This window comes from Vibrio sp. 10N.286.55.E10, assembly GCF_002872555.1.
Lineage (GTDB): Bacteria > Pseudomonadota > Gammaproteobacteria > Enterobacterales > Vibrionaceae > Vibrio > Vibrio crassostreae.
The window spans coordinates 136,693-150,854 of record NZ_MCSD01000060.1 but is presented as its reverse complement, the minus strand read 5'-3'; the positions used below and the strand labels follow the sequence as shown (position 1 = coordinate 150,854).

The 14,162-nt window shown below is 43.0% G+C and carries 12 protein-coding genes and 1 riboswitch; of the genes, 6 read left to right on the top strand and 6 right to left on the bottom strand.

Going from position 1 to position 14,162, the window contains the following annotated elements; translation table 11 throughout:
• Positions 1-79: 79 nt before the first annotated feature.
• On the bottom strand, positions 80-865 hold the full coding sequence (gene cmoM, locus BCV39_RS21820; protein WP_102432934.1) for a tRNA uridine 5-oxyacetic acid(34) methyltransferase CmoM: 786 nt from the start codon (positions 863-865) through the stop codon (positions 80-82).
• A 115-nt stretch (positions 866-980) separates the two neighbouring features.
• Here cmoM and elyC point away from each other — a divergent pair, with 115 nt between their 5' ends.
• Positions 981-1,832 (top strand): envelope biogenesis factor ElyC, encoded by an 852-nt coding sequence (gene elyC, locus BCV39_RS21815; RefSeq protein WP_048659667.1) that lies wholly within the window; start codon positions 981-983, stop codon positions 1,830-1,832.
• A 115-nt stretch (positions 1,833-1,947) separates the two neighbouring features.
• Here the strand turns inward: elyC and torR are convergent, their stop codons facing one another.
• Complete coding sequence (torR, locus tag BCV39_RS21810) at positions 1,948-2,661, bottom strand: two-component system response regulator TorR (RefSeq protein ID WP_048659668.1); 714 nt, start codon at positions 2,659-2,661, stop codon at positions 1,948-1,950.
• Between the two features lie 285 nt (positions 2,662-2,946).
• Between torR and torD the strand changes: the two genes are divergently transcribed.
• The 5 genes from torD (at position 2,947) to BCV39_RS21785 (ending at position 7,068) form a co-directional block, all read left to right on the top strand.
• On the top strand, positions 2,947-3,594 hold the full coding sequence (torD, locus tag BCV39_RS21805; protein WP_102432935.1) for a molecular chaperone TorD: 648 nt from the start codon (positions 2,947-2,949) through the stop codon (positions 3,592-3,594).
• Positions 3,595-3,909: 315 nt separating this feature from the next.
• Positions 3,910-4,914 carry an HTH-type transcriptional repressor PurR gene (gene purR / locus BCV39_RS21800; protein ID WP_017062096.1) on the top strand — a complete coding sequence of 335 codons (1,005 nt, stop codon included), beginning with the start codon at positions 3,910-3,912 and terminating at the stop codon, positions 4,912-4,914.
• Between the two features lie 170 nt (positions 4,915-5,084).
• Positions 5,085-5,170: riboswitch (cyclic di-GMP riboswitch) on the top strand.
• A 127-nt stretch (positions 5,171-5,297) separates the two neighbouring features.
• Entirely contained in the window at positions 5,298-5,888 is a 591-nt protein-coding gene (locus BCV39_RS21795; protein ID WP_102432936.1) for a TfoX/Sxy family DNA transformation protein, read from the top strand.
• Between the two features lie 134 nt (positions 5,889-6,022).
• Complete coding sequence (locus BCV39_RS21790; protein WP_102432937.1) at positions 6,023-6,703, top strand: TVP38/TMEM64 family protein; 681 nt, start codon at positions 6,023-6,025, stop codon at positions 6,701-6,703.
• Positions 6,704-6,750: 47 nt separating this feature from the next.
• Positions 6,751-7,068, top strand: a complete 318-nt coding sequence (locus BCV39_RS21785) for a DUF2007 domain-containing protein (protein ID WP_102432938.1) — start codon at positions 6,751-6,753, stop codon at positions 7,066-7,068.
• A 130-nt stretch (positions 7,069-7,198) separates the two neighbouring features.
• Here the strand turns inward: BCV39_RS21785 and BCV39_RS21780 are convergent, their stop codons facing one another.
• The 4 genes from BCV39_RS21780 to topA form a co-directional block, all read right to left on the bottom strand.
• Positions 7,199-7,996, bottom strand: coding sequence for an alpha/beta hydrolase (locus tag BCV39_RS21780; RefSeq protein ID WP_017062100.1), 798 nt, complete (start codon positions 7,994-7,996; stop codon positions 7,199-7,201).
• A gap of 286 nt (positions 7,997-8,282) precedes the next feature.
• On the bottom strand, positions 8,283-9,737 hold the full coding sequence (gene glgA, locus BCV39_RS21775) for a glycogen synthase GlgA (RefSeq protein ID WP_019820990.1): 1,455 nt from the start codon (positions 9,735-9,737) through the stop codon (positions 8,283-8,285).
• Positions 9,727-10,956 (bottom strand): glucose-1-phosphate adenylyltransferase, encoded by a 1,230-nt coding sequence (glgC, locus tag BCV39_RS21770; RefSeq protein WP_080582251.1) that lies wholly within the window; start codon positions 10,954-10,956, stop codon positions 9,727-9,729. The genes glgA and glgC overlap by 11 nt, the downstream gene beginning before the upstream one ends.
• Positions 10,957-11,479: 523 nt before the next feature.
• Positions 11,480-14,110 carry a type I DNA topoisomerase gene (topA, locus tag BCV39_RS21765; protein WP_102460946.1) on the bottom strand — a complete coding sequence of 877 codons (2,631 nt, stop codon included), beginning with the start codon at positions 14,108-14,110 and terminating at the stop codon, positions 11,480-11,482.
• Between the last annotated feature and the right edge of the window lie 52 nt (positions 14,111-14,162).

The window sequence follows — 14,162 nt, the reverse complement described above, 5'->3', positions numbered from 1 at the left end:
GACGCCTATTTCTTTATGACGCGGGCTTCTTGCGATTGCATAGCGCATGCTGTGGCTTCTTTTACCACATTCACCGCTATTATTGCGCAGGTTTTTGAGCCCAAACGTGAATATAACGGCCTAGCGACAGGTATGGCTCTTGGCGACATAGCTGTTTTTCTAGTTCCAATACATCTTCAAATTGGTAATCGCCCATGTACTCCATATTACCTATGTAGTCACTGAAAGAGCGAATGCCTGATTTACCACAGATTTCTAGACCAGCGTCTTCTACCCATTGATAAACCTCTTCTGGCTTTAAGCCTTTTTGTGGTTGCAGCTTAAACCGTTTTCGATGTGGCATCCCATTCAATACATGAGGAATGTTGCCACAAATCACATTTTTCAGGACTAATCCGTGGTGGTTGTAAAACATTATCGAGGCAACGCCACCCGGTTTGACTTGTTCAAGCAATAAATCAAGCGCTTCTTTAGGATCGGCTAACCATTCCATTACGGCATGAAACATCACAAAATCGACTTTCTCATCGAGATGTTCTGCAACTTTTTGTACCGGAGAATGGATAAATCGATACTGCTCTAACAAACCCGCTTCGCTAATACTCTCTTCTGCTAGCTTCAGCATCTCAGAAGATAGATCACACAAAGAAACCTTATGCCCAAGCGACGCAATTTTTTGCGACATCTGCGCAAGGCCACCTCCAGCATCAAGCACATGCAGTGGTGATGCTAAATGCTCAAATTTGCTCAAAGCTTGTTCTAAATCTTCCCATACGATGATCTGACGGATCTCTCCTTTGTCAGAGCCGTAAATATTTTTTGCAAATTTGTGGGCAATATCGTCGAAATTACGGTCTTCAGTCACGGCTACTTGAGTTATTATGTCCTATCGTGCCTGCTATTCTGTCACAGGAATTTCAGGAATAAAGAGGCGATGTCTCTTTTTACTACTAAGTGATGTTTTTTCGGACTATTCGGATATGTTTGAGCTGAAAAAAGTAGTGTCTTCGCTATTGATGCCACTACCAGCAATGTTAATTCTCGCTTTTCTGGGTTTAGCCCTAGTGATGTTTACTACCAAAAGGAAGACGGGTTGCCTAATCACCCTTTCAGCCCTATGTGGTATTTTCCTAATCGCTTTCCAACCAGTTTCTAGTCAACTTTTAATGCCAATGGAAAGGCAACACACCGCTTTTTTACCTGTCGATGAAACCGTCGATTACGTAATGGTTCTCGGAAGTGGTCACGTCGTAGATGACCAAATTCCACCGACATCAGAACTGAGCCGCACCGGCCTGATGCGCTTAAGTGAAGGGATTCGTATTCTACGTCTTTACCCTGGTGCAAAACTCATTTTGTCTGGCTATGGCGCAGGCACTGAAGTAAGTAACGCAAGAATGATGGCTAAAGTTGCACTAGCACTTGGTGTTGCGAAGCCTGATATCATTCTACTTGAAACAGCAAAAGACACCTGGGAAGAAGCCCGCCAAGCTGCTGCGTTTGTTAAGAATAAAAGAATGGTGCTAGTGACTTCAGCTAGCCATATGACTCGTGCACTGAACGAATTCAATGCTGCCGGCATGAAACCTCTACCAGCACCAACTAACTACCTTGCACAAGAAGGGATTGTTGAGCCTTGGAATAAGTACATGCCAAAAGCTCTTTACCTTGAGCAGACTGAGCGCTATTGGCACGAAACCATGGGATTGGTTTGGCAAAGCCTACGCGATTGGCTTGATACAAGTAATGACCCTATTCAAGATCCTATTGTTGTTCCAGAGGCGTCCAGCCTAGTTGATGGCGGTGACGTTTCTGCAGCGCAGCCTCAATAATCAAACCGCATAAAACATTTAGGACGGTACAATTAAGTAAAAAAAGCCGAGACATCAATGATGTCTCGGCTTTTTCGTTCATATGTCGTTGCTGACTAGAAGTTCACGAAGAACATTAGTCACCAGCGAACATGTAACCTTCACCGTGAACCGTCACAAAGATTTGTGGGTTCTTAGGGTCGAATTCCATTTTTGCACGCATGCGACGAATCAGTACGTCGATCGTACGGTCATTCGGTGCATCCACTCGGTGGCTGATCATATTCAGAATACGTTCGCGACTTAATACTTGGTTAGGGTAAGAAGACAAAGCCACCAACAGTTCGTATTCAGCTTTAGTCAGCTTCACTGGCTCGCCATTTTTGCTTAGCGCACGACGAGGAATATCAAATGTCCACTCACCGAAACGAACCACAGACTCGTCTGATGTTTCTTCTACTGCGCCAGCTGCCGTTTTACGAGCGGCAGAAATACGCCAAAGTAGGTTTTTAACTCGAACCAATAACTCGCGGAGTTCGAAGGGTTTAGTAACGTAATCGTCCGCGCCCATTTCAAGGCCAACGATTTTGTCGATGCTATCCGTGCGTCCAGTAACTAAAATAATTCCAATGTCTGATTGACTGCGTAATTCGCGAGTTAGCATCAATCCATCTTCGCCTGGTAAGTTGATGTCCAGCATAATGAGGTCAACGTTGTTTTCTTCTAACACGCTTCTCATTTGAGCGCCGCTTTCCGCTTCGCTCACTGTGTAACCTTCGTTCTGGAAGTATCCAACCAGTTTACTGCGGGTTACCACATCATCTTCTACGACTAATACGTGATAGCTCATCTACACCACTTTTCTTATTTAATAGTTTCAGTGACTATTCTATTCATAACTCGTAACAATTCTAGTAGTACAGAAGATAAAAGCCAGAAACATGGATTTTTTTTGATACAAGACAATCTTAAACCTTGCTATTTATCGTCCATCGCAATTCAATATAGGCATTACTACTAACGAGTAACTTTGCGTTTCGCAAATAACCTTGTTATTCAGCCTTGGTGTGCTTATGCCCAAGTGACTTCAAGATGCATATAAGTAACATCACAAGACTAAGTCAGGATCTAACAAATGAAAGATACGAAAGCGTTCAACGAGCAAAGAGCAGAAATATACTGGTGGCTATCAAGCTTATTTGCCAAAGAGCTCACTCAAGAAGAACTCGATCACTACCACTCTGTTGAAATTCGTTCTTTCCTGACTGGTTTAGGCGAAAATGAAACACTAAAGCCAGCGATTGATAAGCTAGTGGATGCGCTTAACCGCCTACAAACACGTGAAGATGCTCAACTAGAATTGTCTGCAGACTTTTGCGATCTTTTCTTAAAAACAGATAAACACGGTGCTCTTCCTTACGCTTCTATGTATATCGGTGAAACTGGCCTTTTGAATGATAAGCCTGCAAAAGATATGGAAGAGATCATGGCTAAGCACAATTTAGTGGTGAACCAAGATCTAAAAGAGCCAGCAGACCACATTGCTATCGAACTCGATTTCCTTGGTAACTTGATCATTAGTTCAAACGAAACGGATATTGAAGAAGAGCTAGAGAATTCATTTGCCGTTCAACAGCAGTTTATCGAACAACAACTGCTGACTTGGGTACCAAAGTTCAACGTGAAATGTCATGACGTTGATGAATTCGGTTTCTACGCCTCCGTCTCATCTTTGCTACTCGCATTCTGTCAATTAGACACTCAATATTTAGCTGGTGAATAGCTTATTGGATGACTAGGTAAATAAATTCAGTAGAATGTGACAATTCACCCGGATTTCTGGGTGAATTTTATTGCGAGTAATTTCTAGTCAGTCTAAAATTGTGACCGCAAACGATAAAATATGAAACATTCACGAAATGCTATGCTTATTAAAGTTCAGAGCATTTCGGTGTTAAGACAAGCCGCTCAATAGCGGTTTTTTGTTTTTTAGCACTTTAGTACCCAAAGAGCCCTACAAATTTAAGCTCTTAGTTAGGTAGCTTAACGGCTACTTTATTCCGTACTTGGGGAAAGTAGCTTCTAATAGGATAAAACCATGGCCACTATAAAAGATGTCGCTCGCTTAGCCGGCGTATCAACAACAACCGTTTCTCACGTAATCAATAAAACTCGCTTTGTTGCAGAAGCAACTCAAGAAAAAGTAAACAAAGCCGTAGATGAACTAAACTATGCACCAAGTGCTGTTGCTCGTAGTTTGAAGTGTAATACCACACGCACTATCGGCATGCTTGTGACTCAATCAACTAACTTATTCTTCTCTGAAGTTATCGATGGTGTTGAGAGCTACTGCTACCGTCAAGGTTACACTTTGATCCTGTGTAATACGGGCGGTATCTATGAGAAGCAACGTGACTACATTCGAATGCTTGCAGAGAAACGTGTAGATGGCATCTTAGTTATGTGTTCTGACCTAACTGAAGAACTAAGAGAGATGTTAGACCGTCACGCTGACATCCCTAAAGTTATCATGGACTGGGGCCCTGAGAGCTCTCAGGCTGATAAGATCATCGATAACTCTGAAGAAGGTGGCTACCTAGCGACCAAATACCTTATTGAACGCGGTCACTCTAAGATTGCATGTTTAAGTGGCCACTTAGACAAAGCAGCATGTGTTGAACGTATTGCCGGTTACAAGCGCGCACTCAACGAAGCTAAGATTTCTGCCGATGAAAATATGATCATCGAAGGCAACTTCGAGTGTGATACAGCAGTACTTGCTGCAGAACAAATCGTTGAGATGGAAGATCGCCCAACGGCGGTATTCTGCTTTAACGATACAATGGCACTCGGCCTAATGAGCCGCCTGCAAGAAAAAGGCATTCGCATTCCTGAAGATATCTCAGTGATCGGTTACGACAACATCGAACTGGCTGAATACTTCTCTCCGCCGTTAACGACAGTTCACCAACCAAAACGTCGTGTTGGTAAGAATGCATTCGAAATTCTATTAGAGCGCATCAAAGACAAAGACCACGAAAAACGCGTCTTCGAAATGCACCCTGAAATTGTTGAGCGAAGTACAGTTAAAACGTTAAATTAATTGATAATTCAAGTTTAATGTCATCAAGCGCACCTTTAGGTGCGCTTTTTTTATCAGCAACTATAATGAACCTATATGCACAATGGAAAGATCATTAATTGAAGCAATGTCACATTTTGAAATATCAACTGTGAGCTTCATTCAACAAAAACTTTATTCTATTCAATCAGTCACGCACAGGGCAAACCACTCGAAAGAGTGAGACGCAAAGCTTCCGGCCTAAACCACTCGTTGGTATGGTAGCGGGGTTACCGATGGCAAAATGCAGTAACTACTAATAATTTAGTAATTTACGGCTTATTGACAATGTAATTGCAACATTTTGCTAATCTCTCGGACCTGCTTATTTGGTGGCGTAGTTCAAATACACCGAGATAAATAACATGGATAAACCGATACTAAAGGACTCGATGAAGTTATTTGAGTCCCTAGGAAAAATAAAATCACGCTCAATGTTTGGTGGCTTCGGTCTTTTTGCTGATGACACTATGTTTGCTCTGGTTGTAAATGACCAGTTGCACATACGCGCAGACAGAGGCACAACGAAACAATTCGAACAACAAGGGTTTCAACCATACGTCTACAAAAAACGTGGTTTCCCTGTCGTTACTAAATATTTCGCTTTACCTGAAAGCTTATGGCAAGACCAAGAAAAAATCTTGCAACTTGCAACCACGTCTCTAGGTTTTGCTAAAGAAGAAAAAGCTGAGCAGTCTTCTGCTAAGCCGACCCGACTCAAAGATCTGCCTAATCTTCGACTCGCTACCGAGCGTATGTTGAAAAAGGCAGGGATCGATTCTGTAGAACGTTTATATGAATCTGGCTCTGTAAACGCATTTAACGCCATCAAAGAATCGCATGCGTCTTCTGTCAGTATTGAACTACTTTGGGCGCTAGAAGGCGCGATCAATGGTACACATTGGTCTGTTATACCGCAGCAGCGTCGCGAAGAGCTTATCAATCGGGTCAATTAACATTGTCAGTGCAATCTATATACATAACTAAGCCGCATTTACTGCGGCTTTTTTTATATCTGATGAAAGTTAATCTATGCTTTGCCTGTCTATCTATACTATCGGTATGCATTGAAAATTTAGAGGAAGTATCAATGAGTAAGAAAATGATATTGGGTATTGTGTTGGTCGTAACCATCGTGGTGTTAGGCATCAATTTCGGCCAGTACTTAACGCTTGAAAATGCTAAGGCCCAACAAGCTGTGTTAAATGACTATATTGACAGCAACTTTATTGCTGCTGCCGCTATCTATTTTGTCGCGTATGTAATGATTACAGCTTTCTCCATTCCCGGAGCCGCTGTTGTGACCCTATTAGGGGCTGCGCTATTTGGCTTCTGGAATAGCTTGCTGCTAGTATCTTTCGCAAGTGCGATCGGTGCGACCTTAGCCTTCTTAAGTAGCCGTTACTTGTTGCGTGACTGGATTCAAACCAAGTTTGGTGACAAATTGGCGACAATTAACAAGGGAGTTGAAAAAGACGGCGCATTTTACTTATTTTCTCTGCGTCTGATTCCTGTATTCCCATTTTTCCTTATCAACCTATTGATGGGTCTAACACCGATGTCAGTGAGTCGTTATTACATTACAAGTCAGATCGGGATGTTACCGGGGACGGCGGTTTTCTTGAATGCTGGTACTCAGCTCGCAGAAATTGATTCACTTTCAGGCATCGTCTCCCCTTCAGTACTATTGTCATTTGCGTTATTGGGGATATTCCCAATGGTTGCTAAATGGTTGATGGGTAAGTTTCGCTCAGCACCCGTAGCTGAATAATTTATAATAGCCAAACAACACAGATAGCCGAATAAGGTTCTATTTCAATGAAAATCTTCAGTGCATCGAATCCGACAGAAGCTCATATCATCTGTGGATTGTTAGAAAGTGAGAATATTTCCTGTGAAGTCCGTGGTGAGGGGTTATTCGGATTGAAAGGGGAAATCCCATTTACGGAAGAAACTGACCCTTACGTGTGGTTATATGAGCCAGAATTGGCCAGTAAAGCTCGCACGATCGTCAATGACTACCAAAAACAGCAAGATTCTATCATCTATGAAGAGTGGCGTTGTGGTGAGTGTCATGAAGTCAACGAAGCGCAATTCGGCTCTTGTTGGCAGTGCGGTGCTGCTTCACCCGAATAGCAGAGTTTCAATGACCCTATAAGACAATTAGGCCGATACCTCCTCCAAATAAAAACGGGAAGCTAAAATTAGCTTCCCGTTTTTATTTCAATTCGATTCAATCATTATCTTTGATTTCGCGCCTAGAAAATCACTGGATTTGTTTTTGAATAAACGCAATCGAACGCTGATTAAACTCTTCAGGGTTTTCCACGTTACATACGTGCCCACAATTCGGAATCTCTACTAGCTCGCTCGACTCATGCGCTGCGACCATTTCTTTAACTGGTTTGATGAACATGTAATCTCGCTCACCCATCAAATACAAAGTCGGAATCGGCAACTCTCTGTCTTTGAAATATTTCATCAATGGGTTTACATCAGCCGTTAATATAAACCATCGTTTAAACTCTTTTTGACACAGTTTTTTCGCTTCACGGATAAACAGGTGACGAGACTCTTTCTGGCTTTTTTGTGGCATAACAACGTAAGCAAAAAGGCTGTATAACCACATATAAGGAATGATGTGCTTGCTGAGGTTACCCAGCTTGATTAAGACTTGAGAACGAGTGTTGAGTTTAGTCACGGCACCACCCAGCACCATTGAGCGTACACGACCAGCCGCTAATTCTGCAACGTTACGCACAATAATCGTACCCAAAGACATGCCGACGAAATGTGCAGAACGGATTTTAAGATGGTCTAACACTTTAAGAATATCAAGCGTCACCGATTTAAACGTATAACGATTCGAAATCAGCCCTTTAAGTATATTGTCTGATTTACCATGCCCTCTCAGATCAATGAGAAGTAAGTTGAAGTGCTGTTTATACGCTTTGATCTGCTTGAACCAGATGGAGGAACTACCTCCTGCGCCATGCACAAATACAACCCACTCATCGCTCGTAGGGTGAGTAAATGTTTTATGAAATAGTAAACTCTCAGACATACCTATCGCTTTAATTATTGGAATGGAGCTGTGCCTCATCACGAGGCGATGACTAAGGATATCACGCTATTAAGAACTTTAAGTGATAATAGTGTCAAACCTATCATTAGTCATGTGAATACCTACCCCACCTTTTCTACCTGACTAAAATGAGTTTGCAAGCTTTGTCTTCGTAAACGTGATGTGCTCTGACCAGGAAATAAAAAAGGCACTCTACGATTAGAGCGCCTTCATTTATTGCGAGCTGTTGTTGTCCGCTAGCTAATTTTAATGCTAAGTCAACAAGTTAAAGTGCTGAATGGTACATAGTGAGGTATTCTTTAGCCGCATCTTCCCAACTAAAATCTTGCTGCATCGCATAAAGCTGGACACGCTTAATTTCAGATGGGTTTTGTGCATAAAGCAATAATGAACGATGTAACACAGCTAATAGCGCTTGCGGTTTTGGCTCTTCAAAAGCAAACCCAGTCGCGACTTCAGGATCCTCATCGTAATCATTCACGCTGTCTTTTAAACCTCCCACAGAACGAACAATCGGCAAAGTACCGTAAGCCATGCTGTAGATTTGGTTTAAACCACACGGTTCAAATTCCGAAGGCATCAAGAAGAAATCAGAGCCCGCTTCAACCAAATGCGCAAGTTCATTATTGTACGCTTCTACGAACGAGAACTTATCTGAGTGAAGTGCTGATAGCTCTTTCAATTGACTCGCCAAAACCGGATCGCCAGTACCGACAATCACGATCTGAAGGTCATTTTTCAAAAACTGTTCGATGATAGGCAGTAAGTAATGAACACCTTTCTGATTCGTAAGGCGACAAACCATGCCATAAACCGCGCAATCGGCAACGGGTAAACCCACGTCTTGTTGCAGCTTTTGCTTACAAGCTGATTTTCCGCGAGCCATACTATGCTTGGTCGCTTTGTATTTACGAGGAAGGAAAGCGTCTGTTTCCGGGTTCCAAGCACCGTAATCACAACCATTCAAAATGCCGAAAAGATCCGCAGATCTGTGTTGGAATTCTGCTGCCATACCATGGCTACCTAACTCCGTTTTCAACTCTTCTGCATAGGTAGGACTTACTGCGTTCACCTTATCTGCGCACATCACGCCAGCTCTTAACATAGTGACATGAGTGTCACTTACTGAAGCTTCCGGCACATTGTAGCTGTGCATCTCAGGTAGGAATTGCAGTTCGTCGTATGCAAACACACCTTTGAAAACCGCATTGTGAATCGAGATAACACTGCGCGTATTTTCAAAGAAATCGTGTTGTTGATAACGCGATTTAAGCAAGAAAGGTACAAAACCAGTATGCCAGTCGTTTGCATGAATGATATCCGGTTGAAAACCAAGCTTAGGAAGCATATCAAGACAGGCTGCACTGAAGAACGAGAAGCGCTCTCCGTTATCAGCATAAGCTTGATTGTTTTCTGCGTACATTTCTTGACGGTCGAAATATTTGGCACATTCAATACCAAAAACTGGAACGCCTTCTACGCTCAGTTTTTTAACTTGGTAAGCCGTATGAGGCCAATGATCGAGTTCAGTCGATAAAATAACTTCTGCTGAATCAATGTTTGGAATATTTCTATATGCGGGGATAGTCACTCGAACGTCCTGTTCGAGTGTTTGCAACGCTTTCGGTAGTGCCTTGGCTACATCAGCCAAGCCACCACTTTTAATCAAGCCTTCAACTTCAGACGCTACAAAAAGTACCGAGAGAGTCTTAGTAACCAACTCGTGCTCCTTTAGAAATCACTACAACACCATCGTCAGATACGTGGTAATGCTTTTTGTCTTCTGTCAGATTCACACCAATCTGTGTACCCGGTGCGATATCTGCATCTTTATCAATGATAACGCGGCGCAGGATACAACCCTCACCCACTTTTACATCACCGAGTAAGATACTTTCGCTAATATCACACGCTGATGCGATATTGCTGCGGAAGCCCAATACACTCTTTTCAATACGCGAACCACGTACATAACTACCGCTACACACAAGGCTATCAATGATCTGAATTCGACCATTTGCCGAATCAGTAAACGTAGCTGGTGGCAGTGGCGGGTAATAAGTGTGTAGAGGCCATTTACGGTTGTATAGCGAGAATGGCGCATCTTTCTTAAGAAGGTCCATATGCGCTTGCCAGTACGCGTCAATCGTACCTACATCGCGCCAGTAAACTTCTTCTTTCTCACCAGTAATACGGTTGGTGCTGAAGTCATAAACAAACACATCACCACGTGGGAACATGTTTGGAATAATGTCTTTACCGAAATCGTGTGTCGAACCTTCTCTATCAGCATCTTCCGTTAGTTCAGCAAAAAGCTCTTTCGCTTCGAACACGTAGTTGCCCATTGAAACGAGCGCTGATTCTGGATCGCCCGGAATCGACTTCGGATTTGCAGGTTTCTCTTCAAAGCCAATCATACGGCCATCAGCATCAACCTCGATAACACCGAATTCTGATGCTTCAGCAAGCGGCATGCGCAAAGCTGATACTGTTAGCGCTGCTTTCTTTTCTTTATGGAAATCAAGCATCTGTTTGATGTCCATTTTATAGATATGGTCTGAACCAAAAATACAAACTTGATCTGGTTCTTCCAGCTCCATAAAGCCCATGTTTTGGTAGATAGCATCTGCTGTGCCTTCATACCAACGCTTTCCTTTACGCATTTGCGCAGGAATTGGGTCGATAAAACGGTCTGTTATACCACTGATATTCCAACCTTTTTTCATATGGTGGAACAGTGATTGTGACTTAAATTGTGTCAATACGTAGATCTTCATCAGATCAGCATTAACGAAGTTGTTCAGAGCGAAATCAATTAAGCGGTAACTACCACCGAAAGGAACCGAGGGTTTGCTGCGAGATTCAGTTAAAGGTCTTAAGCGTGAGCCTTCACCACCAGCAAGAATCATTCCCAATACACCAGCCATTTTATTCTCCATATATCTATAGCTTGTCGATGTTAGTACTCGTAGAGGTATCTTCCTCTGGGGGATGAGCACCAACACTTATTTCGGTATTTAGCGAATATCCATTCACATACAGTGACAATATCCTAAGCCAAACGTTGTTATGTGTGCACTATTCTTTGCACTTGGTTTTATATACGTTATCGACTTTTCGGCCGAATTCAATTTTTAATACGCCATTCTGTGGTACGTAAGCTGATTGCTTTCCTAAGACTTAAAGCAGCTCACATTACACCGTGCGGGCGAAACATTACATTAACACCCGACACACATCAGGTATACAACTAAACACTGATCTGTGAGTTACAATATTTTAATTAAGTTACATTCTCGTTAAAGTTACATAAGAAGATGTGATTAATTACCTTTATTTATTTTATAGTGTGAATTTAATAAATTCTCGTCGACGAAACACCAAATCAACACGTTGCATATTTAGTCATATTGAGATCAAAAAAAGCAGCCATTAGGCTGCTTTTTCATCAATAACGTTCAGTTACTTCTCTTTAGGTTTTTTACGCTTATCCGTAACTTCCCACTTACCGTCGATGTACAACGCAGTCCAACCGGACGGTTTTCCATCTACTTCAGTACGAACGTAGTTTTCTTTGGTCTTACGACTAAAACGAACCACTGTCGGCTTACCATCAGGGTCAGCAACTGGTGCTGATGCTAGGTATTGAAACTTAGGTGAGATACGGTCTTTAAAGCGAACCAGCTCTTCCACTAACGGTGCACGCGTTTCACGTGATTTAGGGAAGTTGCTCGCAGCCATAAATAGACCAGAAGCACCGTCACGAAGAACAAAGTACGCGTCTGAATTTTCACACGGAAGTTCAGGGAAATGTACCGGGTCTTCTTTCGGTGGCGCAACTTCACCATTTTTCAGAATCTTACGAGTGTTCTTACAGTCTTCACTCGTACAGTCCATGTATTTACCAAAACGACCGTTCTTCAGAACCATGTCAGAACCACACTTGTCACACTCAACAAGTGGACCATCGTAGCCTTTCACTTTAAATTCGCCGTGCTCAACCACATAACCTTCACAGTTCGGGTTATTACCACATACGTGCATCTTACGCTTATCATCGATTAGATAAGCATCCATTGCCGTTTCACAAATAGGACAACGCTTTTTAGCTCGAAGTGCTGCTGTTTCAACGTCTTCTTCAAGCACGTTGATAATGCCTTCTTCATCACCAAGGTTGATTGTTGTCTTACAACGCTCTTTTGGTGGAAGTGCATAGCCAGAACAACCAAGGAATACGCCTGTCGAAGCCGTACGAATACCCATTTTACGGCTACAAGTCGGACACTCAATATCAGTTTCCACGATATGATTTGGCTTCATGCCACCAGCGTCTTCGTCTAAATCAGCTTTTTCCAAATCGCCAGTAAAGTCTTCGAAGAAGTTATCTAGCACGCCTTTCCAGCTTGCTTCGCCTTCTGCGATTTGGTCCAACTTCTGCTCCATACGAGCAGTGAAGTCGTAGTTCATTAGGTCGTTAAAGCTACCATCTAGACGGTCAGTAACAATTTCACCCATCTTCTCAGCATAGAAACGACGCTGTTCAACTTTTACATAACCGCGGTCTTGAATCGTCGAGATGATTGATGCGTATGTTGAAGGACGACCAATACCACGCTTCTCAAGCTCTTTAACTAGCGCCGCTTCAGTGAAACGAGCCGGTGGCTTAGTGAAGTGCTGTTTAGGGTCTAGCGCGATCAGGTCAAGCTTATCGCCGATCTGAACTGCTGGAAGGATCGTATCTTCGTTCTTACCCATTGGACGCTGAACACGAGTCCAACCATCAAATTTAAGGATACGACCTTTCGCTTTTAACGTGTACTCATCTGCTTTAACGCTTACTGTCGTTGAATCGTATTGAGCTGACGTCATTTGACACGCTACGAATTGATTCCAAATTAGCGAGTAAAGCTTGTGTGCGTCTGCGTCTACGCCGTTTAGGTCTTCCGACTTAACATCTACACTTGAAGGACGAATCGCTTCGTGGGCCTCTTGAGCGCCCTCTTTGCTGCCGTATACAAGTGCTTTAGGTGGAAGATATTGCGCGCCGTACTCAGAACCAATGTATTCACGAGCGGCTTCTACAGCTTCTGAACTCAAGTTAGTAGAGTCAGTACGCATATAAGTAATGTAACCCGCTTCATACAAGCGTTGAGCCAGCATCATGGTTTTCTTTACGCCATAACCAAGACGGGTACTCGCAGCTTGTTGCAGCGTCGACGTGATGTAAGGTGCAGACGGCTTACTCTTGGTTGGGCGGTCTTCACGTTTACATACTTCGTATTGCGCTTTTTCTAAAACGCTAACAGCAGCTTGTGTTTGCGCTTCATTTTCAGGTTTAAACGCAACACCGTCTTTCTGCGCTACTTGCAGTCTAAAATCGGTTTTCTCTGCTGTTTTAGTATCAGCATGCACATCCCAGAACTCTTCAGGGATAAAGGCGTTGATCTCGCGCTCACGCTCTACCAGTAGTTTTACCGCTACTGATTGAACACGGCCAGCGGATAGGCCTCGTGCTACTTTTTTCCAAAGCAGAGGTGACACCATAAAGCCAACAACACGGTCCATAAAACGTCGTGCTTGTTGAGCGTTTACGCCATCGATGTTTAGCTCGCCTGGTGTTTCGAAAGCTTGTTGAATAGCATTCTTGGTGATTTCGTTAAAAACCACTCGCTTGTATCGCGTTTCATCGCCGCCGATGATCTCACGAAGGTGCCATGCGATAGCTTCTCCTTCGCGGTCCAAATCGGTTGCGAGATAAACATGGTCTGCGTTCTCAGCAAGTTTTTGCAATTCAGCAACGACTTTTTCTTTACCAGGTAGGATTTGGTAGTTCGCTTCCCACTCTTTATACGGGTTAATACCCATCTTTTTGATAAGAGCTTTGCGATCTTTTTCTTTTTTGATACGAGCTTTATCTTCTGGGCTCATACCCTTGGTTGAAACTGCAGCAGCCTTTTGACCAGTACTTTGACCCGCCGTTGGTAAATCACGAACGTGACCTACACTCGACTTAACGACAAAGTCTTTGCCAAGATATTTATTGATAGTTTTAGCCTTGGCTGGCGACTCCACTATAACGAGCGATTTACCCATATTGACTCTAACGTCCTTAATCACGATGCTTCAGCACCAACAATTTAGCTTG